Raw genomic sequence first — 26,550 nt, forward strand, 5'->3', positions numbered from 1 at the left:
CGGCCCTGAGGACTCACTGTAGTTGCAGGGGAGGCCGGTCCCGGCACGGGGTGCGGAAGCGGCGCGAGGGGACTCCCCGCGGGGGAGGCGCGCCGCCTGCCGCCCCCCCGGACCCGCCTCGGGCCGACCTACGCCCCGGTAGCCAGGTCGAACCCGTTAGGGTCCGGTGTGGGCGGGAAATACCAGACCGGCGCCACCATCACACGATTAGATCCGGAGATCGAGCACTTGAGCACTGAACTCGTGCCAGCCCTCGAATGGAGCGACCTGGACCGCCGCGCGGTCGACGTCGTACGCACCCTGGCCATGGACGCGGTAGAGAAGGCGGGATCGGGTCACCCCGGCACCGCGATGAGCCTGGCGCCGGCCGCTTACCTGCTGTTCCAGCAGGTGATGCGACATGACCCCTCAGACCCCTCGTGGGCGGGCCGTGACCGGTTCGTCCTTTCGGCTGGTCACAGCAGCCTGACCCTCTACATCCAGCTCTTCCTCTCCGGCTACGGCCTGAGCCTGGACGACATCAAGGGGCTCCGCCAGTGGGAGAGCCTCACGCCCGGCCACCCCGAGCACGGCCACACCGTCGGCGTCGAGACCACCACGGGCCCGCTCGGCCAGGGCCTGGGCAACGCGGTCGGCATGGCGATGGCCGCCCGCCGCGAGCGCGGCCTGTTCGACCCGGACGCCGCTCCGGGCGCGAGCCCGTTCGACCACAACATCTGGTGCATCGCCTCCGAGGGTGACATCGAGGAGGGCATCAGCCACGAGGTGAGCGCCCTCGCCGCCCACCAGAGGCTGGGCAACCTCACCGTCGTCTTCGACAGCAACCACATCTCGATCGAGGACGACACCCAGATCGCGCTGAGCGAGGACATCGTCGCGCGCTACGAGGCGTACGGGTGGCACACCCAGACGGTCGACTGGACGCGGACGGGCGAGTACGTCGAGGACGTCCAGGCGCTGTACGAGGCCCTGGAGGCCGCCCGCGCCGAGACCGGCAGGCCGTCGTTCATCCGGCTGCGCACGATCATCGGCTGGCCCGCGCCCAACAAGCAGAACACCGGCAAGATCCACGGCTCGGCGCTGGGCGCCGACGAGGTCGCCGCCACCAAGAAGGTCATGGGCTTCGACGTCGAGAAGAGCTTCGACGTCCCCTCCGAGGTCCTGGAGCACGCCCGCGAGGTCGTCGAGCGCGGCCGGGCCGCGCGGGCGGAGTGGGACAAGCTCTACCAGAGCTGGCGCGAGGCCAACCCCGAGCGCGCCGCCGAGTTCGACCGCATCTCCGCGCGACGGCTTCCCGCCGACTGGACCGGGGCGCTGCCGACCTTCGAGATCGGCTCCTCCGTCGCCACCCGCAAGGCCTCCGGTGAGGTGCTCAGCGCCCTCGCGCCGGTGCTGCCCGAGCTGTGGGGCGGCTCGGCCGACCTCGCCGAGTCCAACAACACCACGATGAAGGGCGAGCCGTCCTTCATCCCCGAGGAGTTCCAGACCAAGGACTTCCCCGGCGGCCCCTACGGCCGCACGCTGCACTTCGGCATCCGTGAGCACGGCATGGGCGCGATTCTCAACGGCATCGCGCTGCACGGCGGCACCCGCCCCTACGGTGGCACGTTCCTGGTGTTCAGCGACTACATGCGCCCGGCCGTGCGGCTGGCCGCGTTGATGAAGCTGCCGGTCACCTACGTGTGGACGCACGACTCCATCGGCCTGGGCGAGGACGGTCCGACGCACCAGCCCGTCGAGCACCTGTGGGCGCTGCGCGCCATCCCCGGTCTCGACGTGGTCCGCCCGGCCGACGCCAACGAGACGGCCGCCGCCTGGCAGGTCGTGCTGGAGCACAACGACCGGCCGGCCGCGCTCGCGCTCACCCGCCAGAACCTCCCGGTCTACGAGGGCACCCGCGACGCGGACAAGGTCGCCCGCGGCGGTTACGTCCTGCGGGACGCCTCCAACGGGCAGCCCTCGGTGATCCTGATCGGTACCGGCTCCGAGGTCGAGCTCGCCGTCGAGGCCCGCGAGCTCCTCGAGGCGGAGGGCATCGCCACCCGGGTCGTGTCGATGCCGTGCGTGGAGTGGTTCCAGGCCCAGGACTCGGCCTACCGGCAGACGGTGCTGCCCACGGCGGTGCGCGCGCGCGTGGCGGTCGAGGCGGGAATCGCGCTGGGCTGGCGGGAGTTCGTGGGAGACGAGGGTGTGGTGGTGAGCCTGGAGCACTTCGGTGCCTCGGCCCCCTACAAGACCCTCTACGAGCAGTTCGGCCTGACCGCCGAGCGCGTGGCCGCCGCCGCCAAGGCGAGCCTCGCCAAGACCGGAGCCGACAAGGGCGAGACGACGGGAAACTGATCATGAGTGAGATCCTGAAGAAGCTCTCCGAGCAGGGTGTCTCCATCTGGCTGGACGACATCAGCCGTGAGCGCCTGCGCACGGGCAACCTGCAGTCCCTGATCAACGACAAGCACGTGGTCGGTGTCACCTCCAACCCGACGATCTTCGCCTCGGCGCTGAGCAAGGGCGACGCCTACGACGGCCAGCTGCGCGACCTGAAGATCCGCGGCGTCGACGTGGAGGAGGCCGTACGGGCGATCACCACCTACGACATCCGCTGGGCCGCCGACGTGCTGCGGCCGGTCTACGACACCACCGGCCAGGTGGACGGCCGGGTGTCGATCGAGGTCGACCCCCGCCTGTCCAGGGACACCGACAAGACCGTCGCCGAGGCGCGCGCGCTGTGGTGGCTGGTCGACCGGCCCAACCTGTTCATCAAGATCCCCGCCACCGTCGAGGGCCTGCCCGCGATCACGCAGGCGATCTCCGAGGGCATCAGCGTCAACGTCACGCTGATCTTCTCCCTTGAGCGCTACCGCGCCGTGATGGACGCCTGGCTGACCGGTCTGGAGAAGGCCAAGGAGGCCGGCCTGGACCTGTCGGCCATCGAGTCGGTCGCCTCGTTCTTCGTCAGCCGCGTGGACGGCGAGATCGACAAGCGCCTGGACAAGATCGGCACCCCCGAGGCGCTCGCGCTGAAGGGCAAGGCCGCGGTCGCCAACGCCCGCCTCGCCTTCGCCGCCTTCGAGGAGGTCGTCGCGTCCCCGCGCTGGCAGGCGCTCGCCGCGGCCGGTGCGCGGGCCCAGCGCCCGCTGTGGGCCTCCACCGGGACGAAGAACCCCGACTACCCCGACACCCTCTACGTCGACGAGCTGGTCACCTCCGGCACGGTCAACACGATGCCGGAGAAGACCCTGGACGCCACGGGCGACCACGGCAACATCACCGGCGACACGGTCCGCTCCTCCTACGAGGAGGCCTGGAACACCATGGCGGCGCTCAAGGACGCCGGCATCGACTACGACGATGTCGTGCGCTTCCTGGAGGAGGACGGCCTGAGCAAGTTCGAGGCCTCCTGGAAAGAGCTGCTGGAGACCGTCTCCTCCGAGCTGAAGAAGGCGTGAGGACCATATGTCAGTGTCCGTGACGTTCAGCGAGGACGACTTCACCGAGCAGGCCTCGGAGACGGCAGGACAGCTCGTCTCCGAGGGGGTCCCCCAGGCCCTCGCCTCCGGCGACTCCACCCTGTGGGGCCCCGAGGCCGAGGCCGAGGCGGCGATCCGGCTCGGCTGGCTCAACCTCCCGCTGACGAGCAGGCAGCTGCTTCCCGAGATCGGCGCGCTGGTGGAGCGGGCCCGCGCCGAGGGCCTGGACCACGTGGTCCTGGCCGGCATGGGCGGCTCCTCCCTCGCCCCCGAGGTCATCACCACCTCAGCCGACGTACCCCTCACCGTTCTCGACACCACCGACCCCGGCCAGGTGCGCCGGGCGCTCGAGGACCGGCTGGAGAGCACGATCCTGGTCGTCGCGAGCAAGAGCGGCGGCACGGTCGAGACCGACAGCCACCGGCGGATCTACGAGAAGGCCTTCCGCGACGCCGGGATCGACCCGGCGAAGCGGATCGTCGTCGTCACCGACCCCGGCTCGCCCCTGGAGGCGAGCGCCCGCGAGGCGGGCTACCAGGTGATCCTCGCCGACCCGAACGTGGGCGGCCGCTACAGCGCCCTGACGGCGTTCGGCCTGGTGCCCAGCGCGCTGGCGGGCGCCGACGTCGAGCGGTTGCTCGACGACGCGGCCGAGGTGGCGCCGCTGCTGTCGCGGACCGAGGGCAACCCCGGTCTCGACCTCGGCGCGGCCCTGGGCGCAGCCGCCGAGGCCGGGCGCGACAAGCTCGTGATCGAGGACAGCCTGTCGGAGATCAACGGCCTGCCCGACTGGATCGAGCAGCTGGTCGCCGAGTCCACCGGCAAGTCCGGCAAGGGCATCCTGCCCGTCGTGGGCGCCGACCCCGGTGACGCCGACGACGAGCTGCTCGCCGGGATCGACACCGACGGCGTCGTGACCGTCGCCGGCCCGCTGGGCGCGCAGTTCCTCGTCTGGGAGTACGCCACGGCCGTCGCGGGCCGCGTCCTCGGCATCGACCCGTTCAACCAGCCGAACGTGGCCGAGTCCAAGGAGAACACCGCCAAGCTGCTCGACCAGGCCGAGCTGCCGGTCGGCACCCCGATCCTGGTCGACGGCCCGGTGGAGGTGTACGGCGAGTTCCCCGGCTCCGAGGACGTCAAGGACCTGTCGGACGTGTTCACCCGGCTGCTGGAGGCGATCCCGGAGCGCGGCTACCTCGCGGTGATGGCCTACCTCGACCGTGAGGCGGCCTTCGACGCCCCGTACGCCGAGGGCGCCTCGTTCGAGGAGATGACGGACGTGTGGAGCGGGGCCGACCCGGCGACGCTGCGCGGGCTGCTCGCCGTCCGTACCGACCGCCCGGTCACCTTCGGCTGGGGACCCCGCTTCCTGCACTCCACCGGCCAGTACCACAAGGGCGGCCCGCAGAACGGGGTGTTCCTGCAGATCACCGGCGCGGTCGAGGAGGACGTCGAGGTCCCCGGCAAGCCCTACACCCTGGGCCGGCTCCAGCTCGCCCAGGCCCTGGGCGACCTGGGCGCGCTGGCCAGCCGCGGCCGTCCCGCAGTACGACTGCACCTGACCGACCGCGCCGCCGGCGTCGCGCGCCTGCTCGCCGCCTCGCGGGAGGTCTGATGGAGCGCCGGAGGTTCGCATGAGCAAGGGGAGCTCCCGGGCGGGCGAAGCGGCCGGTGCCCCGGCATCGGCCACCGACACGGTCGTCCCGGTGACGGACGCGCAGGGAGAGAAGACGCCCACGACCACCACGGCCACCGACGTCGCGACCGCCGGCGTCACCGAGGCCATGATCGAGGCCAACCCGCTGCGCGACCCGAGAGACAAGCGCCTGCCGCGCGTGGCCGGGCCGTGCGTGCTGGTGCTGTTCGGTGTGACCGGCGACCTGGCACGCAAGAAGCTGCTGCCGGCGATCTACGACCTCGCCAACCGCGGGCTGCTGCCCCCTGGCTTCTCCCTGGTCGGCTTCGCCCGCCGCGACTGGAAGGACCAGGACTTCGCGCAGCTGACCCACGACGCGGTCAAGGAGCACGCGCGGACGCCGTTTCGCGAGGAGGTCTGGAAGCAGCTGTCGGAGGGCATCTTCTTCTGCCGTGGCGAGTTCACCGACGACGGTGCGTTCGACACGCTGGCGATGATGCTCAAGGAGATCGACCAGACCCGGGGCACCGGCGGCAACTACGGCTTCTACCTCTCGGTGCCGCCGAAGTTCTTCCCGGTCGTGGTCCAGCAGCTGAAGCGGACCGGCCTCGCCGACGGCCCTCCCGGATCCTGGCGCCGGGTGGTGATCGAGAAGCCCTTCGGGCACGACCTGCGTAGTGCCCAGGAGCTCAACGCGATCACCAGCGCGGTCTTCCCGGAGAGCTCGGTGTTCCGCATCGACCACTACCTGGGCAAGGAGACCGTCCAGAACATCCTGGCGCTGCGGTTCGCCAACAACCTGTTCGAGCCGATCTGGAACCGCGGTTACGTCGACCACGTGCAGATCACGATGGCCGAGGACATCGGCATCGGAGGCCGGGCGGGTTACTACGACGGCATCGGCGCGGCCCGCGACGTGATCCAGAACCACCTGCTGCAGCTGCTCGCCCTGGTCGGCATGGAGGATCCGACGTCGTTCGGGGCCGACTCGCTGCGCAGGGAGAAGGAGAAGGTCCTCAAGGCGGTGCGGCTGCCGTCCGACCTGTCCCAGGCCACCGCGCGCGGCCGCTACGGGCCCGGCTGGCAGGGCGGCGAGCCGGTGATCGGCTACACCCAGGAGGAGGGCATCCCGCCCGACTCGATCACCGAGACCTACGCGGCCATCAAGCTGGAGATCGCCAACCGGCGCTGGGCCGGGGTGCCGTTCTACCTGCGCACCGGCAAGCGGCTCGGCCGCCGGGTCACCGAGGTGGCCGTGGTGTTCCAGCGGGCGCCGCACCTGCCGTTCAGCAAGGACGACACCGAGATCCTGGGGCAGAACGCACTGGTCATCCGGGTTCAGCCGGACGAGGGCATCACGGTGCGCTTCGGCTCCAAGGTGCCGGGCACCGCGATGGAGGTGCGGGACGTCTCGATGGACTTCGCCTACGGCGAGTCGTTCATGGAGTCCTCCCCCGAGGCCTACGAACGGCTGCTGCTGGACGTGCTGATCGGCGACCCGCCGCTCTTCCCGCACCAGCGCGAGGTCGAGCTGTCATGGAAGATCCTCGACCCGATCGAGGACTTCTGGAGCTCCCAGGGCCCGCCGGAGGAGTATCCCTCGGGCACCTGGGGGCCGGCCTCGGCCGACGAGATGATGGCCCGCGACGGGCGCGTCTGGAGGCGGCTGTAGATGACCAGCTTCATGCTCAGCGGCACGACCGCCTCGAAGATCTCCTCGCAGCTCACCCACCTGCGCCACCAGATGGGCACCCCGGCGGTCGGCATGGTGCTGACCCTCGTGGTGGTCTGCGGCGAGAGCGACCAGTACGACGCGGTCCGGGCCGCGACCGAGGCCGCCAGGGAGCACCCCTCCCGGATCCTGGTCGTCATTCCCCGCGACTCCGAGGAGCCGAACCGGCTCGACGCCGAGATCCGGTTCGGTGAGTCGACCCCGGGCGAGGTGATCCTGCTGCGCCTGTACGGGGAGCTGACCAGGCACGCCGACTCGGTCGTCAGCCCGCTGCTGCTCACCGACACCCCGGTGGTGGCCTGGTGGCCCACCGACGGCCCCGAGGTGCCGTCCAAGGACCCGATCGGCATGCTGGCCCAGCGTCGCATCGTCGACGCGCGGTCGGCGGCCGACCCGGTCAAGGCGATCGTCGGCCGGGCCCGCGGTTACGTGCCCGGCGACACCGACCTTGCCTGGACCCGGCTGACGACGTGGCGGAGCCTGCTGGCCGCCGCGTTCGACCAGCCGGTGGGCAAGGTCAAGCGGGGCGCCATCGAGGCCGTGCCCGGCCATGCCAGCGCCCTGCTGCTCGCGGCCTGGCTCGGCGAGCGTCTCGACGCCCCGGTGAAGGTCTCCGACTCCAGCGGGCCCGGCCTGACCATGGTCAAGCTGATCGCGGCGGACGGCGACATCACCATCACCCGCCCCGACGGCCGGCTGGGCACGCTGTCGCGTCCCGGCCAGCCTGACCGCAGGGTCGCCCTGGCCCGGCGCCCGACGTCGGAGCTGCTCGCCGAGGAGCTGCGGCGGCTGGACCCCGACGAGATCTACGCGTCGGCGATCCAGCGACTCGCCCGGACCCACAAGTCCTGAGCCGTGAGCGCCCCGCGGCGATCGCCGCGGGGCGCCTCCTTTCGAAAGAGAAGCCCCGTGAGCGTTCCCACTGTGATCACCCACCGCGACGCCGACGTGCTCGCCAAGGCCGTCGCCGCCCGGGTGATCGTCCGACTCGTCGACGCCCAGTCGGCCAAGGGCTCGGCCCACCTGGTCCTGACCGGCGGGACCGTCGGCATCGCCACCCTCGCCGAGATCGCCGCCTCCCCCGCCAGGGACGCCGTCGACTGGCGCAAGGTGGACATCTGGTGGGGTGACGAGCGTTTCCTGGCGGACGGCGACCCCGAGCGCAACGAGACCGGCGCCCGCGAGGCCCTGCTCGATCAGCTTGACCTCGACCCCGCGCGGGTCCACGTGATGCGCGGCCCCGACTCGGGCATGACCGCCGAGGAGTCGGCCGAGGCCTACGCCGAGGAGCTCCGCAAGGCCGCACGCCCCGAGGACCACGGCCCGGCCCCGTCCTTCGATCTGATGATGCTGGGCATGGGCCCCGACGGCCACGTCGCCTCGCTCTTCCCCGGCCTGCCCGCCCTGCACGACACCCGACCCGTGGTGGCGGTGCACGACTCCCCCAAGCCCCCGCCCACCCGTGTCTCGCTCACGCTGCCGGTGATCCAGGGCGCCCGCGAGGTGTGGGTGATCGCCGCCGGCGAGGAGAAGGCCGAAGCGGTACGGCTCGCGCTGTCGGACTCAGGGACGATGCAGGTCCCCGCGGCCGGCGCCCGAGGCAGCCGGAACACCCTCTTCCTCCTGGACAGAGCCGCCGCCTCCAAGATCCCTACTGTCTGAGCCGGATCTCCTCCCCCTGAACCGCGCGTCTGTCGCGAATCGGCATGACCTGACGATCGCGATCTTCGAGACGGCCGTCGCGGGCTGTCAGGGTGCGGTCTCGGAGTGCCGGGCGGCGACGGTGTCGATCTCGGCGAGGATCTCCTTCTTGCCCGCCGGGTCCATGGACGAGGCCTCGACCGCGTTGCGGGCCAGGGTGGCGAGGGTGGCGTGGTCCAGGCCGAGGTGGTCGGCGGCGACGCGATACTCGCGGCTCAGCGTGGTGGCGAACATGGGCGGGTCGTCGCTGTTGAGGGTGACGAACAGGCCCTCCTCGATCATGCGGGGCAGCGGGTGCTCCTCGATGCGGGCGACCTGGCCGGTGCAGACGTTGGAGGTGGGGCAGACCTCCAGGGGGATCTGAGTCTCGCGCAGATGGGCGACGAGGCGGGGATCGTCCATGCAGGCGATGCCGTGGCCGATCCGCTCGGCGCCCAGGAGGTCGAGGGCCTCCCAGATGGTCTCCGGACCGCTCATCTCGCCCGCGTGCGGCAGGCTGCGCAGCCCGGCGGCGGTGGCGGCGCGGAAGGCGTCGGCGAAGGCGTCCCGATACTTCGGGCGGTCCTGTTCGATGCCGGCCAGCCCGAAACCTACCAGCGCCTGGGGAGGTTCACCGAGCGCGTGGTCCAGGGTGACGCGGGCCGCCTCGGCGCCGTACTCGCCGGGGATGTCGAACACGTACGCCATCCGCACCCCGTGCTCCTCGTGGGAGCGGCGGGCGGCGAGGTCGAGCGCCTCGGTGACCTCGCGCATCGGCATGCCCACGAGGTGGTGCGCGTACGGCGTGACGGTCAGCTCGACATAGCGGCCGTTCTGCCCCGCGAGGTCGGAGGCGAGGCCGAGCACCAGGGTGGCCACGTCCTCCGGCTCGCGGACGAGGGCGTTGATCGCCTGGTAGATGCGGGCGAAGTGCGGGAAGTCGGTGAACCTGTAGAAGGCGCGCAGCTCCTCCTCGTCCGTGGGGACGCCGCCGCCGGGGTGGCGGCGGGCGAGTTCGAGCACGGTGGGGACGGAGGCGGAGCCGACCAGGTGGACGTGGAGCTCGACCTTGGGGAGGGCGTCGATGAAGGCGTTGATCGTCATGCGGGGACCCTACGCACGCCGCCCCCGGCCGCGAAAGGCATTTACCGCGAAGCTGACACTAAAATGTCATTTTTCCCCGGGAGAGGCTGAGGCCGCGCACCCCGACCTCTCCCGGGGAGGACTGTGGCCCCACGGAGAAACCGAAAAGTGCGACCTCCCCGCTTCGGAATCCCTGAGCGATCTCGAAACGGGAAGGTCGCGTGATGGGGTTCAGCTCGGGGATGCCGGCGCCATCACGCCCACGGCCAGCCTGGCTTCCACCACGCCGGGGTCCTCGGTGTAGCTCAGGGTCGCGCCGAGCGAGATCAGGAGCCTGCGCATGCGGATGTTGTCGGACAGCAGCGTCGCCCTGACCTCGGCGAAGCCCAGGTCGCGGGCCTGGCGGACGAGCATCCCCGCCAGGGCCGTTCCCAGCCCCCTGCCCTGCCAGCGGTCCTCGATCAGGAACGCCATCTCGGCGGTGCCCGGGTCGGAGGTGAACATCAGGTTGGCGAGACCGACGACCTGGCCGTCGTGTCCGGCGACGACCGACTGCCCCCGGGCCCGGTCGCAGAGCCGCTCGAATACCTTCGGCGGCAGTACCGGCGCCGAGGTGAAGTAGCGGAACCTGCGGGCCTCGGGCGAGCAGCGGTCGTGCAGGTCGCGTACGGCCTCGCGGTAGAGGCGGGTGAGCGGGCGGACGTTGACCTCGACGCCGTCGGAGAGCGTGATGTCGCGGTCGGCCCCGGACTCCTCCACGGGTGGCTGCGCCAGGCGGACGAAGGAGGCCGCACGGGCGGCCTCGGTCAGCGTGAAGGGCAGCTCGGCCCTGCGGACCCTGATCGCGCGGCGCGGAGCCACGGGCACGGTCAGCAGGGTCGGGTCCGGAAGATCACTCATCTCCGAACCGTAGACCCAGCGGGAGTCGTCGGCGCGCAGCAGCTCTCCCAGCAGCTCCGGCAGGCGCCAGGGCGTCATGCGCAGCCGGGAGGCGAGCAGCAGGACGCGGGTGGGCTCGTCGGTCAGCTCGTGGGCGGTGGCGGCGACGACCTGGACCTGCCGTCCCCCGGCGGCCTCCAGCGCCTCGCGTACCGCCTCGGCTCCGGCGGGGATGTCCGTGACGAACTCGTCGACCGTGCCGTCCACGTCGGTCTGCACGCTCAGGCCCAGAATGTTGCCGCCCTTGGCGGCGAGCGCGGCGGTCAGCGAGGCCAGCCGTCCCGGCCTCTCGTCAACGGTCGTACGAATCCTCAGAAACCCCATCAGAATGCCCCTTCCGTCAGGGCATAGCCTGTCCCGGAGCTGTTACGGGACTGCTACACATGAGTGAGCCCATCGTTACGTCTAAGAAGATCACTCATTACGCGGCCGGACGGCGTTTCTGCAACGGTTTCCGTTGACAGGTGCACCCAGATAGACGGATACAGCAGAATGTGAGGCCATGAGCACGCGCGTTCCCCTGGCCGGGGACTTCGTCAACGGAGACGTCTCCTTCTGGTATCGCTCCCTCGGCATCCCCTCCCCCGGCGCCCCTCTCGCCGGAGACCTCGACGCCGACGTCGCCATCGTCGGCGCCGGATACACGGGCCTGTGGACCGCCTACTACCTGAAGAAGGCGAGCCCTGACCTGCGGATCGTCGTGCTGGAGAAGGAGTTCGCCGGATACGGCGCCTCCGGACGCAACGGCGGCTGGCTGGTCGGCGAGCTGGCGGGCACCCCCGAGCGCTACGCCAAGACGCACGGCGCGGACGCGGCCAGGCGGCTGCAGCGGGTGATGTTCGACACGATCGACGAGGTCGTCGCCGTCGCCAAGGACGAGAACATCGACGCCGAGATCGTCAAGGGCGGTGTCACCACGGTCGCCACCAACGCCGCCCAGGACCGGCGGCTGCACCGGCTGCTCGCCCACGAGCGCCACTGGGGCTGGACCGAGGAGGACGTGCGGCTGCTCGACCCCGCCGAGCGGGAGGGGCGCCTGCGGGTGAACGGCGCGGTCAGCGCGATCTGGAGCCCGCACTGCGCCAGAATCCAGCCCGCCAAGCTGGCCAGAGGTCTGGCCGAGACCGTGAGAGGGCTCGGGGTGGAGATCTTCGAGCGCACCCCGGTCACCGAGATCGCCCCCCGCGAGGCCCGCACGCCGCAGGGGACGGTCCGCGCCGAATACGTCATCCGCGCCACCGAGGGCTTCACCGCCGAGCTGAGGCAGTATCACCGGACGTGGCTGCCGATGAACAGCTCCATGATCGTCACCGAGCCGCTGGGCGCGCTGTGGGACGAGATCGGCTGGGAGGGCAACGAACTGCTCGGTGACATGGCGCACTACTACATGTACGCCCAGCGCACCGCCGACGGCCGGATCGCGTTCGGCGGGCGCGGCAAGCCCTACCTGTACGGATCCCGCGTGGACGATCGGGGCCACACCCACGAGTGGACGATCGAGGCGCTCTGGGAGCTGCTCACCGGGATGTTCCCCGCGGTCAGGGCCTCCCGTGTCGCGCACGCCTGGTCCGGCGTGCTCGGTGTGCCCCGCGACTGGTGCGCCACCGTGCACGTCGACCACACCACCGGCATCGGCTGGGCGGGCGGCTACACCGGCCACGGGGTGACCACGACCAACCTCGCCGGCCGTACCCTGCGCGACCTCGTCCTGCGCGAGGACACCGACCTGACCTCCCTGCCCTGGGTGGACCGCAAGGTGCGCGGCTGGGAGGTGGAACCGCTGCGGTGGATCGGCGTGCACACCATGTACGACCTCTACCGCCGGGCCGACGCCAGGGAGAAGGCCGGGCTCGGCCGCACCTCGGTGCTGGCCCGCGTCGCCGACTCCATCACCGGACGCTGAACGCGGGGTGGACGGCCCCGGACGCCCCCGCCCGTCGAACGCCGGACGTCGGTGAACGGGCGGTGGACGGGTGATGGACGTCGGTGAGTGTGGGCCGACGTCTCCGGACCTCGACCGGTGCCGGGAGAAAACTCACGCTGGACCTCGGCCGGTCGAGCGTGCAATGTAGGTGATCAAGCGGCATTCCGTGGCTTCAGCGGCCTTCGGGACATCGGCAGAAGGATGGTACGAAAGTGAGCGACCTGCTCTTCCGGGGCGGCCGGGTCTTCCTCGCCGCGGACGCCTTCGCCGAGGCGGTGCTGGTCCGTGACGGCCGGATCGCCGCCGTCGGCACGGAGGCCGACGTCGCGGGCCTCGCCGCCCCCGGCCACGAGGTGGTCGACCTGGACGGCCGCCTGCTCACCCCGGCGTTCACCGACGCGCACATCCACCCGGTCCAGGCGGGCCTGGAGCGGGCCAGGTGCGACCTGTCCGGGGTCTACGGCCTGCCGGAGTATCTGGAGCGGATCACCGCCTACGCCGCCTCCCACCCCGGCCACGAGTGGATCGACGGCGGCGGCTGGGACATGTCGGCCTTCCCCGGCGGCCTGCCGCACCGCTCCCAGCTCGACGTCGTCGACCGCCCGGTCTACCTGATCCAGCGCGACCACCACGCCGCCTGGGTGAACAGCCGGGCCCTGGAACTGGCCGGAATCACCCGCGACACCCCCGACCCCGCCGACGGCAGGATCGAGCGCGACGCCGACGGCACGCCGAGCGGAGTGCTGCACGAGGGCGCGATGGACCTGGTCGGCCTGCTCACCCCCCGTCCCAGCGCCCAGGACATGCACCAGGCGCTGCTCGCGGCCCAGGACCATCTGTTCTCCCTCGGCGTCACCGGCTGGCAGGACGCCATCGTCGGCTCCTACGCGGGCTACGACGACCAGCTGCCCACGTACGTCTCGGCGGCGGCCTCCGGCGCGCTGCGCGCCCGCGTCGTGGGCGCGCTGTGGTGGGACCGGGCGCGCGGCGCCGAGCAGATCCCCGAGCTGCTGGAGCGGCGCCGCTCCGCCGAGGGCCTGGAGCGGTTCCGCGCGACCTCGGTGAAGATCATGCAGGACGGCATCGCCGAGAACTTCACCGCGGCGGTGATCGAGCCCTACTGCCGCTGCGGCGGCACCGGCCTGTCGTACGTGGACCCCGTGCTGCTGAAGGAGTGCGTCGCCGAGCTGGACCGGCACGGCTTCCAGGTGCACTTCCACGCCATCGGCGAGCGGGCCGTCCGCGAGGCGCTGGACAGCTTCGAAGGCACCGACCCGGCCAACCGGCACCACATCGCGCACCTGCAGATCGTCGAGCCGTCCGACGTGCCGCGCTTCGCCAAGCTCGGCGTGACCGCCAACCTGCAGCCGCTCTGGGCCACGCACCACGCCCAGATGGACGAGCTCACCCTCCCCTTCCTCGGCGAGGAGCGCTCCAGTTGGCAGTACCCGTTCGCCGACCTGCTGCGCCACGGCACCCTGTTCTGCGCGGGCAGCGACTGGCCGGTCTCCGAGGCCGACCCGATCCAGGGCATGCACGTGGCCGTCAACCGCACCGAACCCGGCGGTTCGCTGCACGCGGGCTACCCGACGGCGCAGACCCCGTTCCTGCCCGGCCAGAGACTCACCCTCGCCACCGCGCTCACCGCCTACACCGCGGGCTCGGCCAGGATCAACCGCGACGACGACGCCGGCACCATCGTCCCCGGCAACCGCGCCGACCTCGTCGTCCTTGACCGCGACCCGTTCACCGAACCGGAGTCCGACATCTGGCGCACCAAGGTCGCGATGACCTTCCTCGACGGCGAACAGGTCTACCAGCGCTGACCTCGTCCGACGGCCGACGGTCCGGCTCCCGGCGCCCTCGGACCTTCCTGCGGGAACGATGCGCGCCGGACCGGAGGACACCTCCTCAGGAGACGAGCTCGCTGTCCAGGTAGGCGCCCCGGACCTGAACGGTGTCGTGCGGCTCAAGGCGGCCGGACAACGCGACACCCCTCCCCCGCGACACACGGAGCGGCGTAACGACGGCGGCTGTCACAGGAGGACGCCGTACCATTCCCGAACAGCCGGGTCGTACCACTCCCGAACAGCCGGTCGGCGGAGGACATCGTGAACGATCTGCCCATCTGCGTCACCTGCGGGGTCCAGTACGCCGAGGCGCGGGACGACTGCCCGATCTGCGAGGACGAGCGGCAGTACGTCGGCTGGGAAGGCCAGCGCTGGACCTCCCTCGACGAGTTGCGCGAGAGCGGGCACAGAGCGCACCTCGCCGAGGAGGGCACCGGGGTCGTCGGCATCGGCACCGATCCCGCCACCGCCATCGGGCAGCGCGCCCTGCTGGTCCGCACCCCCACGGGCAACGTGCTGTGGGACATGGTCACCCACCTCGACGACGAGCTGATCAGGCAGGTCGGCGAGCTCGGCGGGATCGACGCCATCGCGATCAGCCACCCGCACTTCTACGGCTCGATGGTCGAGTGGGCACACGCCTTCGACGCGCCGATCCACATCCACGCGGCCGACCGCGACTGGGTGGCCCGTCCCGACGAGTCGGTGCTCTTCTGGGAGGGCGACACGCACGAGATCCTCGAAGGGGTGACGCTGGTCAACGCGGGCGTGCACTTCGACGGCGGCCAGGTCATGCACTGGCGCGACGCCGAGGACGGCCGGGGCTCGCTGTTCTCCGGCGACATCCTCCAGGTCGTCCAGGACCGCCGCTGGGTCAGTTTCATGTACAGCTATCCCAACCTGATCCCCGAGCGCCCCGCGACCGTCCGCCGCGCCCTGTCGTTGCTGGAGCCGTACGCCTTCGACCGCGTCTACGGCGGCTGGTGGAAGCGGATCGTGCGCACCGACGGCGCCGAGGCCGTCCGCCGCTCCGCCGAGCGCTACCTCTCCTTCGCGCTGGACGACTCCCCCTGGAGTCCTACGCCTCCGTAAGAGAGCCGTACCTACGGGAATCCTTCGACTTTCCACCGATCCGCTGAGCCGGTACGACTCCGGCGCCGCGGATGTGCATCGCGGCGCCGGGTGAGGAGCGGGCTCGCTCCGCAGACCGTTCCCTGTGGGGACAGGGTCAAGGGGCGGTGAACAGCAAAGAGACGTTCTGGCCGCCGAACCCGAAGGAGTTGCACACCGCCGCGCCGAGGTGCTGCTTGCGGGGCTCGCCACTGACGACCTCAAGTTCGACGTCGGGGGATTTCCGGTCAAGGTTGAGGGTGGGCGGGATGACGCTGTTGGCGACCGACAGCAGGGTGATGATCGCCTCGACCGCGCCGGCGGCGCCGACGAGGTGACCAAGACTGGACTTGGGCGCGGTGAGGACGACGTCGTTCCCGAGTGCCCGCTGGATCGCGGAGGCTTCGCCGACGTCGCCCACGACGGTGGACGTGGCGTGACAGTTGACGTGATCGACGTCCGCCGGTCGGAGTCCGGCGGACGAGACGGCCCTGAGGATCGCCTGGGTTTGGCCGGAGCCCGCCGGGTCCGGGCCGGTGATGTGATGGGCGTCCGAGGTGATGCCGAACCCGGCCAACCGGCCGATCGGGCGGGCGCCCCGCGCGGCCGCGAAGTCCGCCCGCTCCAGGATCATGACGCCGGCGCCCTCGCCGAGTACGAAGCCGTCACGGTCGACGTCGAACGGCCGTGAGGCGCGCTCGGGGTCGTCGTCGCGCTTCGACAGCGTGCGCACCTGGGCGAAACCGGCGATGGTCAACGGCGTGATGGCGGCTTCCGTGCCGCCGGCGATGACGACGTCGACCTCACCGGACCGAATGAGCCGGGCGGCGAAGGCGAGGGCTTCGGCGCCCGACGCGCACGCCGAGACAGGTGTGTACGCACCGGCGCGGGCACCGTACTCCAGGCTGATCCAGGCGGCCGGTCCGTTCGGCATCAGCATGGGGACGGCGAGGGGAGAGATCCGCTGGGGCCCCTTCTCCTCGATCAGATCGTCCTGGTTCAGGAGGGTGTTGATGCCTCCGATGCCGGTGCCGATCACCACCGCGAGGCGCTCCGGATCGACCGCAGGCGCGGCGGCGTCGTTCCAGGCCTGCTGGGCGGCGACGAGCGCGGCCTGCTGGCAGCGGTCCATGCGCCGGGTCGTGACACGGGGCAGCACCTCGTCGGGGGAGACCGCCATGGGGGCGGCGATCTTCACGGGCAGTTCGTCGGCGTGGGCGAACGAAGCCACGAGGTCGTCGATCCGGCGGACACCGGAGCGCCCGGCGAGGAGGCCCTCCCACAGAGAAGTGACGTCCCCGCCGAGAGGTGTGGTCGCCCCCAGGCCGGTGACAACGACGTCCTGAACGCTCATGTCGATCTCCTCACCACGGAAACGGTGCCCGAGCTTGATCTCGCGGAGTTGTATCGCATACAAATATAGGGTGTCCACGAGCGATCCCCCCCGAAGCCGCGGCCGACGCACCCGGGCGCAGCTTCTCGAACAGGCCGTGACGCTCTTCGCCGGACGGCACTTCGGCTCCGTGAGCGTGGCCGAGATCGCGGCCGCGGCCGGCGCCCACCCGAACCAGATCACCTACTACTTCGGTTCCAAGGACGCCTTGTTCGTCCACGCGGCGTTCCTGATGCTGCTCCGCGACGCCGAACGCCTCAAGCCGGTCGGACACCGGCAGCGCACCCCCAGGGCGTTCCGCGAGGCGATGGCACGCACCGCGCTGGCACTGCCGGCCGTACCGATCGCCGTCCAGGCGATGTCGATCACACGGCATCGGCCCGAGTTGCAGCCGCTGGCGCAACACGACCTCGATCTGCTCTTCCGCCTGGCGGAGCGTTACCTCACCGCGGTCCTGGAGCGCCATGACTGGGTCATCGATCGTCCCGCCCTCGTCGAGGCACGGACCTTCTGGAGCGCCGTCCTGGGGGCTCGGCTGATCTCGGAGTCCGGTTTCGGTGGCCGCTCCAGCGACATCGATCTCGCCGGGGTCCTGACAGTTCGCACGAAGTAGATCCCGGAAAATCCACCTCCATGACCATGCTCAGCGCGGCCTTGCCGACCGATCACGTCACCTGCCGAGGTGGAATCGACGGTGTCGTGCTGCCGGTAGCGCTCCGGTTCGAAGGCCCGGTAGCCGCCACCGGCGGATATGGCTCGATCGACGCCCGCTCGACATCCGTCACGTCAAAGCGCGCCACATCCGACTCCCACCGGCCACGGCCGGCTCGCCACCGAACCTCATCCAGATCCGAACCCCGGAACAGCTCCCAAATGATCCTTTAATCACTGGAAAAGCCCGCCCGGGATGCGCGATAGTCACCCCGTGACGCAGGCAGGGGGGCCGGAGAGCGGGGGTGGGCGCCCGCTGTGGCGCGATCGCAACTTCAACGTCTTCTGGGTCTCCCAGACGCTCTCCGTCGCCGGGGACTCGTTCGCCTACATCGCCATCCCGCTGCTGGTGCTGAACGTGACCGGGTCGGTCGCGCAGATGGGCCTGCTGACCGGCGTGGCCGGTGCCGCGTCGGTCTTCGCCGGGGTCTTCGCCGGCATCCTGGCCGACCGGCTCGACCGGCGCACCCTGCTCATCTGCTGCGATCTCGCCCGTCTGGCGCTGTACGGGCTCATCCCGCTCGTCTGGGCGTTCGGCCCGCAGGTCTGGCTGCTGTACGTGGTGCTGCCGCTCAGCGAGGCGATCGGGATGGTCTTCCAGGTCACCTACGTGACCGCGGTGCGCAACCTGGTCGAGGGCGACCGCATCACCGAGGCGAACGGACGGCTCTACGCGACCGCGGCGGCGGCCGGTGTCGGCGGCCCGCTGCTCGCCGGCGTGGTCTCCGGGCAGTTCGGCCCGACCGCGGCGATCGCCATCAACGCGGCGAGCTTCGCGCTGTCGGCGGCGGGTCTGTACTTCGTCCGGTTCAGGCGGCCCGAGGCCGGCGCGGCGCCGCCGCGCCAGCGGCCCTGGCAGGAGATGCTGGCCGGTGCCCGGTTCCTCTGGCGGCACCCGGTGCTGCGTTCCCTGACGATCCTGCTCTCCTTCTTCATCTTCTTCACGCTCGGCATGACCGACGTGCTGATCTACCACCTGAAGCACGACCTGGGCCGCTCCGACGGCACCGTCGGCACGGTCCTCGCGGTCGCCGCGGTGGGCACGATCGCCGGGGCCGTGCTCGTGGCGCCCGTCCGCCGCAGGCTCGGTTTCGGCGTGACCTGGATCGGCGCCCTCGCGACGAGCGGGCTCGCGATGGCGGGCGTCGGACTCTCGGGCCGCGTCCCGGTGATCGCCGCCCTGATGGCCGTCTATCTCTGCGGCGTCAGCGTGGCCGGGATCTGCTCGATGTCCCTGCGCCAGCAGGTGACTCCCGACCATCTGCTGGGCCGCGTCACCTCGGCGTTCTGGACGATCCACTTCTCCCTGGGCCCGGTGGGCGCGGCCGTCCTGACCTGGGGCGCGGGCGGCTACGGCGTCACCGTGATCTGCCTGCTCGCGGGCACCGCCTGCCTCCTGCTCGCGACGGTCGCGCTCTTCACCCCCATCCGCCGGCCCGCCCCCGAACGCCCGGGGCCCGCCACCTCATGAGGCATGCTCCCCTCGACAGGGCGATCTCGCCCTGTCGAGGGGAGCGACGGATCAGCCGTTCGCCGCGGTGAACGCGGTCGCCCCGCCGACGAGCGGCAGCGTGACCGTGCTCTTCGTCGTGTCGAGGTGCAGCTTCGCCCCGGGGGTGGGCCGGATGGTGTACTCGTAGTCGCTCGACAGCAGCACGACGCCGATGCGGTGCCCCGCCGCGAACACGTAGTCGTGCGGCTGCATGTCGAAGTCGAGGCGGTACGGGCTGCCCGGCTTGACCGGCTCGGTCTTCGAGATCGACTTACGGTTCTGCGGGTCCGTCCAGCCGCGAGTGATGATCTTCGCCTTGCCGTTCTGGTCGTAGTCGACGAGCAGCGCCGTGACGTTGGCGGCCGGCTGGCCGAAGGACATCCGCAGTGACACCTGCGGCGTGCCGCTGAGCCGGACAGCGTCGGTCAGCGCCCCCGACTTGTAGGCCAGGCGGTTGGGGGACGTCACGGCGTCGGCGAGGGCCAGTGCCCGCTTCGAGGCGTCGTCGACGATCGTCTCGGTCACCGGCTTGCCCTGGCGGGTCTTGTCGGCGGTGAGGACACCGGCGGTGCCGTCCGTGCTGGGCGCGAGGTTGAGCTCGGTGTCCGCCGCGGCCGGTTCCGGCCACTCGGGGTATTCCACCAGCGTCCTGTTCTCGCGCTGGATCAGCGCCCGCTGGTCGTTCTCCACGCCGTTCTGCTGGCCCCACAGGTAACGGGTGAACCAGCGGTTGAGCACGTTGACGCTCGGGGAGCCGCCGTGCCCGCCCTGGTGCAGATAGATCTTGTGCGGCACTCCGCGCGCCTTGAGCGCCTCGTACCACTGCGCGGCGTGCTTGGTCTTGACGTTCCAGTCGTTGAGCCCGTGCGCGACCAGCGTCGCGGCGCGGACCTTGTCGACGTCGTTCAGGTAGTTGCGCTCGTCCCAGAAGGCGCTGTAGTCGCCGGTGACCCGGTCCTGCTCCTTGGCGAGCTCCTCGATGACGCTCCGGCACACCTGCCTGTCCGCGCGGGTGTAGACGTACTCCGCGAGCACGTCGGCGTCCTCGCCCTGGTAGCCGCCCGGCGCGACGACGGCGCCGTTCGCGCGGTAGTAGTCGTACCAGTTGGAGATCGCCGAGATCGGCACGATGGCCTCGAGACCCTCGACGCCGGTGCTCGCGACCGCGTTGGGCAGGGTGCCGTTGTACGACGTGCCGATCATGCCGACCTTGCCGGTCGTCCAGGTGGCGCTGACCTCTCTGCCCGCGGCGTCGTACGCCTTCGCGCGACCGTTCAGCCAGTCGACGACCGCTTTCGCGCCGATGGTCTCGTTGCGCCCACCGGTGGTGGGACAGCCGTCGGACTTACCGCTGCCCAGCGACTCGGCGTGTACCACCGCGAAACCGCGAGGCAGCCAGTTGGCCTCGTGGCTGGTGCTGATGACGGGCTGCGGCCCGGTGCCCGTGACGGCCTCGTCACCCCTGGCCGCCTCGGCCACGCCGGCGGCGGCGAGCCGCTCGTCGGCCGCCGGGTCCTTCACCGAACCACCGCGGTTCATCCAGCCCTTGCCCGGGCGGAGCGCCTCGTGGAGCTCGTGGTCGACGTTGTGGTTCGCGACCGCGTTGCCGCCCGCGTAGTAGGGGCTCACCTCGTACACGACGGGTGATTTCAGACCGGCGGTCTCCGTCTCCCGCAGCCGGGTGACCTCGGCGTGTACCCGGTCGTTCCGCCCGTCGCCGTCACTGTCGATCGAGGTCTCGACCCACATCTCCTCGCGGATCCAGTCGTTGCGGTTCGACGAGAACACCGGCTGGGCCATGCCGTCCACGAAGACCGGTCCGACGGAGGGGTCGGCGGCCGCGCCGACGGAGGCCGAGGGCGCCGCGACCCCGGCCAGGGTCATGGCGACGGCGAGACCCAACGCCGCCGCGCCACGACGCGTCGATCTCGAACTGCGGAGGTTGGCCGGCGCCCCAGGGCCCGTCGCCAGAGGTGGTACAGACATCAAAAACCTTCCAGAACGATCAGTTCGGGGCGGGAAAAAACCCCGACCAAAGTTCAAGGGACAGTAAAGACTGCCCCAAGAAGGCTTGATGTTATGGGTCGGAAGTACGAAATGTCTATGGATGAGCACCCTGTCTTGATCAGGATAATTTCGACATCTATCGAGCTAGATATTGGTGAATCGACCACCTCCGCGGAGACCAGGAACCGGGCGGCCCTGGAACATCGCAGGGCGCGCGGCGCACCCTTGAACCATCCACCAAGCGAGCGAGGCCCCGGTTCGGCAGGCCGTCGCCGCTTCCCGGGCTCAGACACGGGGTGGGCGGCACCCCCGATCATCGGATCGAGGATGCCGCCCACGGGATGGGGCGATCAGCCGCGCAGCCCTTTCAGGCATCCGTAGACGGCCACGGCCAGCACCGCCTGCGGGTCGGTCAGGTCTGTGCCGAACCTGTTCCAGACCTCGCTCACGGCACCGGTGGCGCACCTGCCCGCCTTCCACCACACCCACTCGCCGGCGGCCTTCGCCGCGTCGACGATCTGGCGCCAGAACCTCTTGACGAACGCCACGATCGCGCTCCAGGAGCGGGGGGCGTCCTGGAACTCCTCGTCGGGGAAGCGGTACTCGTCCTGCGGGTCGCTGCTCACCAGCGACATCGCCATGGAGCGGGCCGTCGCCTCCGAGACGCCCGCGGCCCGCGCCGCGGCCGCGAGCTCCCGGGAGAACGAGGTCGCGCCGGCGGGAGCGGGAGCGGCGGTGACCATCACCGCCGCCGCGATCACCGCCGCCACGATCCCGGTTACGCGCTTGAACATGAGATGCCCTTCCTGTCGCGTGAGGATCAGCGGGACATGTCGCCCCGCCGTCACACACCGTTCCGCGGGCCACTCACTCGACGGTCACTTCGCGATTACCCAGAGTCACACTTGACCTTCGCGGGAGCCTGTCACGCCAAACGATTGCCGCGCATTCAAGGCGCATTTGACGTACACCCCTGATCACGAGCGGCGATTTTATGATTACATTGAGTAATGGAAACGGGAGGCTCGGATCTCGAGTTCAGGATTCTGGGGCCGTTCGAGGTGCTGCGGGACGGCGTCCCGGTGCCGATCCGGGCGGCCAAGCTGCGGACGTTGCTCGTCTCGCTGTTGCTCGACGCCAACAAGACGGTCTCCGTCGAGACGTTGACGAACCATCTGTGGGGAGACGACCCGCCCGGAGGGGCGAGAAACACCCTGCAGAACTACGTGTTGCGGATCAGGCGCCTGCTGGGGTGCGCCGGGGACGAGGGTCCGCTGCTCACCTGCCCGCGAGGCTATCTGCTCAGGGTGGCCGACGACCGGCTCGACCTGCACCGCTTCGAGGCCCTCACCCTCCGTGCCAGGGCCGCCTTCGCCGCGGACGCGACGGAGCGGGCCGCCGCGCTGCTGGCCGAGGCCCTGGGGTTGTGGCGCGGGGAGCCACTGCAGGACGTGCCGTCCGAGACCCTGCGGCGGGAGGTCGCGCCCGTGCTGGCCGAACGCGGGCTGGACGCGCTCCAGTCCCGCATCGAGGCCGACCTCGCACTGGGCCGCCACGAGGAGGTGCTCGCCGAGTTGCGCCGACTGACCGCCGCGTATCCGCTCAGAGAGCGGTTCTGGGCGCAGCGGATGCTCGCGCTGTGCAGGTCGGGACGCCAGGCCGAGGCTCTGCGCTGCTACCAATCCCTCAGCGAGGTCCTCGCCGAGGAGCTCGGCGTCGACCCCGGCACTGAGGTGCGGAAACTGCACCAGCGGATTCTCGACGACGATCCCGCGCTCACCGCCAGGAGATCTTCCGGCAACCTCCCCGGCGAGATGACCACGTTCGTGGGCAGACAGCGGCAGCTCGACGACGCCGCGCGACTGCTGGAGACCAGCCGCCTGGTCACGCTGACCGGGGTGGGCGGAGTCGGCAAGACCCGGCTGGCGCTGCGACTGGCCGCGCAGGTGTCGCCCACCTTCCCGGGCGGAGCGTGGATCGCCGACCTCGCCCCGCTGACCGACCCCGCTCTGCTCGACCGGACCGTGGCCCAGGCTCTCGGAATCCGCGACCACTCCGCGCGCCCCTGCCTGGACATCCTCGTCGAGCACCTGAGCGACAGCAGGACACTGTTGGTGCTGGACAACTGCGAGCACCTGGTGAACGCCGCCGCGACGCTGGTGACCGCGCTCCTGCGCTCGGCGCCCGGTCTGCGGGTGCTCGCCACCAGCCGGCAGCGGCTCGGCGTCCAGGGCGAGCACGTCCTGCCGGTGCCGCCCCTCTCCGTACCGCCCACGACATCGGCGGACGCGGACGCCGAGCCGGCGCTGACCCACTACGAGGCGGTGAAACTGCTCGCCGACCGCGCCGCGGCCTCGGCACCGGACTTCCAGATCACGCGGCACAACCGCGACGTCGTCGCGCAGCTGTGCGGACGACTGGACGGCGTGCCACTCGCGATCGAGCTGGCCGCGGTCCGGCTGGGAACGCTCTCCGTCCAGGAGATACTCGACCGGCTGGACGACCGCTTCCGGCTGCTCGCCGACACCGACGCCGAGAACTCCCCACGCCACCACCGGACCCTGGGCGGCGTCGTCGACTGGAGCCACGACCTGTGCACCCAACACGAACGGCTGCTGTGGGCCCGGTTGTCGGTCTTCGCCGGTGAGTTCGACCTGGAGGCGGCCGAGGTGGTGTGCTCGGGGACGGGCATCGACCGCCACGACGTCCTCGACCTCCTCACGGGCCTGGCGAACAAGTCGATCCTCGTCGTGAACGGCCAGGACGGCAGGACGCGCTACAGCCTGCTGGAGACCATCCGCCGGTACGGCAGGCGGCGCCTGATCGACCTCGGCCAGGAGACCGTGATGCGGCGGCGTCACCGTGACCACTATCGGAGCACCGCCGCACAGGCCGCGGCCGACTGGTGCGGCCCTCACGAGGTCGGATGGCTGTCACGACTGCGGCAGGAGCTCCCCAACCTGCGGGCGGCGTTGGACTTCTGCCTCACCGAGCCCGGCGAGGCGAGGAGCGGTCTGGAGATCACCGTCAACCTCACCAGGACCCGGTTCTGGTTCTTCAACAGCACCATCGGCGAGGGCCGTCACTGGCTGGAGCGCGGGCTCGCGCTCTCCCCCCGCCGGCCGGATCCCCTCCAGGTCGGCGCGGTGGCCATGGTCGCCTGGATCGCCCTCTGCCAGGGCGACAGGCAGGGTGCCGACGCCTTCATGGCCCGCTGCCGCCGCCTCGCCGCACAGCTCCCCGACACCGACGTCCCCGCCGCCGTCACCTGCGTCGAGGGCGCCCACGCGATGCTCGTCCACGGCAGCCCTCGCTCCATCCCGCTGCTGGCGCAGGCGAGAGATCGGTTCCTCGCCGACGGCGCGATCGGTGACGCCCACATGGCCACCATGCTCTGGGCGATGGCCTGCGCCTTCCTCGGAGACCGGGAGCTCGCCGTCACCGCCGCCGAGGCCTACCTCGCCGACGCCGAGGCCCTCGGCGGGACCTGGGCCCACTCCTGGGCGCTGTGGGGCCTCGGTCTCGCCGAGTCGCGCCACGGCGACCCGGTACGGGCCGCCACCCTGTTCCGCGACTCGCTGCGCCGCCAGTACGACATCGACGACCGCTGGGGACCGGTTTGGGGCCTTGAGACACTCGCCTGGACCGTCGCCGCCACCGGCCGTCACGACCGTGCCGCCGAGCTACTCGGCGCCGCGCACCGGCTACGGCGTACGACCGGGGTGGCGCTCATCGGCCTGCGGCCGTTTCACGACGCCCACGCCGAGGCCGAACGGCTGATGAAGAACGCGCTCGGGGCGTGTGGATACTCCCTGGCCTTCGAACGGGGGGCGAGGAACACCGACGTCATCGGCCTCGCGTGCGCGCCCCCGTGACCCGCGGCTCCAGGGGTTGCCACAGGCTTGCGGGCCACGGGGGAATCGATTCTCGACGCCTCCCGGTCAGCGGGAGGCCAGGCCGGTGAGCAGGAGGGCGAGCCAGCGGGCGCGGACGGGCTCGGGCTGGTCGGTGGGAGCGGTGGAGAACAGCAGGTAAAGATCGTCCACGGTGAAGTCGCCACGCAGATCCCCCTTCGCCCGCGCGGCGTGGATGAGCTCACCCAGGGCACGGGTGGCGCGGACCTCGTCTTGCCGCGCGGCAGGATCGGTGGCGCCCAGGGTGCGGGCGGCGGCTTTGACGGCGTGGTCGTGGGCGGCGGCGTCGACCAGGCGGGTCAGGAAGCCGGTGATCTCCTCCAGGGCCGGTGAGCCGTCGTCGGCACGGCGCAGGGCGGCTTCGGCGTCGTCGGCGACCGCGCTGATCGAGGCGGCGACCACGGCGGCGACCAGGTCGGTCTTGGTCGGGAAGTGCTTGTACAGGGTGCCGACCGCGAACCCGGCGGCCGAGGCGATCTGTTCCATCGACACCTCTGGCCCGTGCGCGGTGATCTGCTCGTGCGCGGCCGCCATGATCTTGGCGCGGTTACGGACGGCGTCGGCGCGCTGCGGCCGTGACGAGGTCATGTGCTGCTCCCGGGAACGATTTGGCACAAAGTGAATTGTGCTTCACTATAGAAGGTGAAGCACAATTCACCTTACGGGAGGATCCTGTCATGACGAGCACGAAGAACAAGACGGCACTGGTGACCGGGGCGTCCTCGGGGATCGGCGAGGCCACCGCACTGAAACTGCTCCAGCTCGGCTACGACGTCTACGGCGCCGCGCGCCGCGTCGACCGGCTCAAGACACTCGCCGACCGCGGCGTCCGCCCCCTCGCCATGGACGTCACCGACACCGGCTCCATGACCTCCGGGATGGAGGAGATCATCGCAGCGACGGGCCGGATCGACGTGCTGGTCAACAACGCCGGCTACGGCTCCTACGGGGCGGTCGAGGACGTGCCCATGAAGGAGGCGCGCACCCAGTTCGACGTCAACGTGTTCGGCGCCATCGAACTCACCCGCCTGGTCCTGCCGCACATGCGCGCCCAACACTCGGGGACGATCGTGAACGTCACCTCCATGGGCGGCAAGATCCACACCCCGCTCGGCGGCTGGTACCACGGCACCAAGTTCGCCCTGGAGGCTCTCAGTGACTGCCTGCGCCTGGAGGTCAAGCCGTTCGGCATCGATGTGGTGGTCATCGAGCCCGGAGGCATCGCCACCGAATGGGGCGGCATCGCCGCCGAGAAGCTCAAAGAAGCCTCCGGGACGGGCCCGTACGGCGCGCAGGCCGCCGCCGTCTCGAAGTCACTCTCCTCCCCCGCCAACGCCCGCCGCAACTCCCCACCCACTGTGATCGCCGACACCGTCGCCAAAGCCGTCACCGCCCGCCGCCCCAAGACCCGCTACACCGCCGGATTCGGCGCCAAGCCCCTCATCCTCACCCGCCGGCTCCTGCCCGACCGCGCCTTCGACGCCCTCATCTCACGAGCCACCGGCCTGCCCCGCACCTGACCACCCATCCCCGGCGCACCGGAACGCGACAAGCGGCAAGTCCGCCGGCAGGCCCCGTCCCGGTCTCCCCTCTCAGCCTTTCCGGATCCGGT

19 protein-coding genes are annotated in these 26,550 nt (G+C 70.8%); 13 read left to right on the plus strand and 6 right to left on the minus strand.

The annotated features are described in order from the left end of the window. Window positions 1-228: 228 nt before the first annotated feature. The 6 genes from tkt (at window position 229) to pgl (ending at window position 8,497) form a co-directional block, all read left to right on the plus strand. Window positions 229-2,340 (plus strand): transketolase, encoded by a 2,112-nt coding sequence (gene tkt, locus AB0B96_RS09345; protein WP_362897334.1) that lies wholly within the window; start codon window positions 229-231, stop codon window positions 2,338-2,340. Between the two features lie 2 nt (window positions 2,341-2,342). Then, window positions 2,343-3,446: a transaldolase gene (tal, locus tag AB0B96_RS09350; RefSeq protein WP_362897335.1), complete on the plus strand. Its 1,104-nt coding sequence runs from the start codon at window positions 2,343-2,345 to the stop codon at window positions 3,444-3,446. Between the two features lie 7 nt (window positions 3,447-3,453). Next, window positions 3,454-5,082 (plus strand): glucose-6-phosphate isomerase, encoded by a 1,629-nt coding sequence (locus AB0B96_RS09355; protein ID WP_362897336.1) that lies wholly within the window; start codon window positions 3,454-3,456, stop codon window positions 5,080-5,082. Window positions 5,083-5,251: 169 nt separating this feature from the next. Further along, window positions 5,252-6,775: a glucose-6-phosphate dehydrogenase gene (gene zwf, locus AB0B96_RS09360; protein ID WP_362897396.1), complete on the plus strand. Its 1,524-nt coding sequence runs from the start codon at window positions 5,252-5,254 to the stop codon at window positions 6,773-6,775. After that, the gene (locus AB0B96_RS09365) at window positions 6,776-7,687 is read left to right on the plus strand and encodes a glucose-6-phosphate dehydrogenase assembly protein OpcA (protein ID WP_350947765.1); all 912 of its coding nucleotides are present in this window, start codon (window positions 6,776-6,778) and stop codon (window positions 7,685-7,687) included. A gap of 57 nt (window positions 7,688-7,744) precedes the next feature. Next, window positions 7,745-8,497, plus strand: coding sequence for a 6-phosphogluconolactonase (pgl, locus tag AB0B96_RS09370; RefSeq protein WP_362897337.1), 753 nt, complete (start codon window positions 7,745-7,747; stop codon window positions 8,495-8,497). 87 nt (window positions 8,498-8,584) lie between these two features. Here the strand turns inward: pgl and add are convergent, their stop codons facing one another. Both add and AB0B96_RS09380 read right to left on the minus strand, forming a co-directional pair. Beyond that, window positions 8,585-9,619, minus strand: a complete 1,035-nt coding sequence (add, locus tag AB0B96_RS09375) for an adenosine deaminase (protein ID WP_362897338.1) — start codon at window positions 9,617-9,619, stop codon at window positions 8,585-8,587. Between the two features lie 210 nt (window positions 9,620-9,829). After that, window positions 9,830-10,861, minus strand: coding sequence for a GNAT family N-acetyltransferase (locus tag AB0B96_RS09380; protein ID WP_362897339.1), 1,032 nt, complete (start codon window positions 10,859-10,861; stop codon window positions 9,830-9,832). 178 nt (window positions 10,862-11,039) lie between these two features. Here AB0B96_RS09380 and AB0B96_RS09385 point away from each other — a divergent pair, with 178 nt between their 5' ends. The 3 genes from AB0B96_RS09385 (at window position 11,040) to AB0B96_RS09395 (ending at window position 15,403) form a co-directional block, all read left to right on the plus strand. Continuing rightward, on the plus strand, window positions 11,040-12,440 hold the full coding sequence (locus tag AB0B96_RS09385; RefSeq protein ID WP_362897340.1) for an FAD-binding oxidoreductase: 1,401 nt from the start codon (window positions 11,040-11,042) through the stop codon (window positions 12,438-12,440). Window positions 12,441-12,673: 233 nt separating this feature from the next. Then, entirely contained in the window at window positions 12,674-14,287 is a 1,614-nt protein-coding gene (locus AB0B96_RS09390; protein ID WP_362897341.1) for an amidohydrolase, read from the plus strand. Between the two features lie 285 nt (window positions 14,288-14,572). Continuing rightward, the gene (locus AB0B96_RS09395; protein ID WP_362897342.1) at window positions 14,573-15,403 is read left to right on the plus strand and encodes an MBL fold metallo-hydrolase; all 831 of its coding nucleotides are present in this window, start codon (window positions 14,573-14,575) and stop codon (window positions 15,401-15,403) included. 136 nt (window positions 15,404-15,539) lie between these two features. Here the strand turns inward: AB0B96_RS09395 and AB0B96_RS09400 are convergent, their stop codons facing one another. Then, window positions 15,540-16,775 carry a beta-ketoacyl-[acyl-carrier-protein] synthase family protein gene (locus AB0B96_RS09400; protein ID WP_362897343.1) on the minus strand — a complete coding sequence of 412 codons (1,236 nt, stop codon included), beginning with the start codon at window positions 16,773-16,775 and terminating at the stop codon, window positions 15,540-15,542. Between the two features lie 70 nt (window positions 16,776-16,845). Here AB0B96_RS09400 and AB0B96_RS09405 point away from each other — a divergent pair, with 70 nt between their 5' ends. Next, window positions 16,846-17,427 (plus strand): TetR/AcrR family transcriptional regulator C-terminal domain-containing protein, encoded by a 582-nt coding sequence (locus tag AB0B96_RS09405; RefSeq protein WP_362897344.1) that lies wholly within the window; start codon window positions 16,846-16,848, stop codon window positions 17,425-17,427. A gap of 312 nt (window positions 17,428-17,739) precedes the next feature. Further along, window positions 17,740-18,996: an MFS transporter gene (locus tag AB0B96_RS09410; protein ID WP_362897345.1), complete on the plus strand. Its 1,257-nt coding sequence runs from the start codon at window positions 17,740-17,742 to the stop codon at window positions 18,994-18,996. 51 nt (window positions 18,997-19,047) lie between these two features. Here the strand turns inward: AB0B96_RS09410 and AB0B96_RS09415 are convergent, their stop codons facing one another. Together AB0B96_RS09415 and AB0B96_RS09420 are read right to left on the minus strand one after the other, a co-directional pair. Next, window positions 19,048-21,003, minus strand: coding sequence for a Xaa-Pro dipeptidyl-peptidase (locus AB0B96_RS09415; protein WP_362897346.1), 1,956 nt, complete (start codon window positions 21,001-21,003; stop codon window positions 19,048-19,050). Between the two features lie 371 nt (window positions 21,004-21,374). Further along, window positions 21,375-21,818, minus strand: coding sequence for a hypothetical protein (locus tag AB0B96_RS09420; protein ID WP_350947775.1), 444 nt, complete (start codon window positions 21,816-21,818; stop codon window positions 21,375-21,377). A 216-nt stretch (window positions 21,819-22,034) separates the two neighbouring features. Between AB0B96_RS09420 and AB0B96_RS09425 the strand changes: the two genes are divergently transcribed. Further along, window positions 22,035-24,899, plus strand: a complete 2,865-nt coding sequence (locus AB0B96_RS09425; RefSeq protein ID WP_362897347.1) for a BTAD domain-containing putative transcriptional regulator — start codon at window positions 22,035-22,037, stop codon at window positions 24,897-24,899. A gap of 66 nt (window positions 24,900-24,965) precedes the next feature. On the opposite strand, the gene AB0B96_RS09430 is transcribed toward AB0B96_RS09425, so the two are convergent. After that, the gene (locus tag AB0B96_RS09430) at window positions 24,966-25,526 is read right to left on the minus strand and encodes a helix-turn-helix domain-containing protein (protein WP_362897348.1); all 561 of its coding nucleotides are present in this window, start codon (window positions 25,524-25,526) and stop codon (window positions 24,966-24,968) included. 89 nt (window positions 25,527-25,615) lie between these two features. On the opposite strand from AB0B96_RS09430, the gene AB0B96_RS09435 reads away from it, so the two are divergent. Then, the gene (locus AB0B96_RS09435) at window positions 25,616-26,458 is read left to right on the plus strand and encodes an oxidoreductase (protein WP_362897349.1); all 843 of its coding nucleotides are present in this window, start codon (window positions 25,616-25,618) and stop codon (window positions 26,456-26,458) included. The last annotated feature ends 92 nt before the right edge of the window (window positions 26,459-26,550 follow it).

It is taken from the genome of Streptosporangium sp. NPDC049046, from assembly GCF_040649155.1.
Taxonomy (GTDB): domain Bacteria; phylum Actinomycetota; class Actinomycetes; order Streptosporangiales; family Streptosporangiaceae; genus Streptosporangium.

What these genes read in the sequence shown, in the direction of transcription:
- AB0B96_RS09355 (WP_362897336.1), top strand. Translation starts at nt 3,454, where the DNA reads ATGTCAGTGTCCGTGACGTTCAGCGAGGACGACTTCACCGAGCAGGCC.
- AB0B96_RS09365 (WP_350947765.1), top strand. Translation starts at nt 6,776, where the DNA reads ATGACCAGCTTCATGCTCAGCGGCACGACCGCCTCGAAGATCTCCTCG.
- AB0B96_RS09400 (WP_362897343.1), bottom strand. Translation starts at nt 16,775, where the DNA reads ATGAGCGTTCAGGACGTCGTTGTCACCGGCCTGGGGGCGACCACACCT.
- zwf (WP_362897396.1), top strand. Translation starts at nt 5,252, where the DNA reads ATGATCGAGGCCAACCCGCTGCGCGACCCGAGAGACAAGCGCCTGCCG.
- AB0B96_RS09380 (WP_362897339.1), bottom strand. Translation starts at nt 10,861, where the DNA reads ATGGGGTTTCTGAGGATTCGTACGACCGTTGACGAGAGGCCGGGACGG.
- AB0B96_RS09430 (WP_362897348.1), bottom strand. Translation starts at nt 25,526, where the DNA reads ATGACCTCGTCACGGCCGCAGCGCGCCGACGCCGTCCGTAACCGCGCC.
- AB0B96_RS09385 (WP_362897340.1), top strand. Translation starts at nt 11,040, where the DNA reads ATGAGCACGCGCGTTCCCCTGGCCGGGGACTTCGTCAACGGAGACGTC.
- tal (WP_362897335.1), top strand. Translation starts at nt 2,343, where the DNA reads ATGAGTGAGATCCTGAAGAAGCTCTCCGAGCAGGGTGTCTCCATCTGG.
- AB0B96_RS09425 (WP_362897347.1), top strand. Translation starts at nt 22,035, where the DNA reads ATGGAAACGGGAGGCTCGGATCTCGAGTTCAGGATTCTGGGGCCGTTC.
- AB0B96_RS09435 (WP_362897349.1), top strand. Translation starts at nt 25,616, where the DNA reads ATGACGAGCACGAAGAACAAGACGGCACTGGTGACCGGGGCGTCCTCG.
- AB0B96_RS09415 (WP_362897346.1), bottom strand. Translation starts at nt 21,003, where the DNA reads ATGTCTGTACCACCTCTGGCGACGGGCCCTGGGGCGCCGGCCAACCTC.
- AB0B96_RS09420 (WP_350947775.1), bottom strand. Translation starts at nt 21,818, where the DNA reads ATGTTCAAGCGCGTAACCGGGATCGTGGCGGCGGTGATCGCGGCGGCG.
- add (WP_362897338.1), bottom strand. Translation starts at nt 9,619, where the DNA reads ATGACGATCAACGCCTTCATCGACGCCCTCCCCAAGGTCGAGCTCCAC.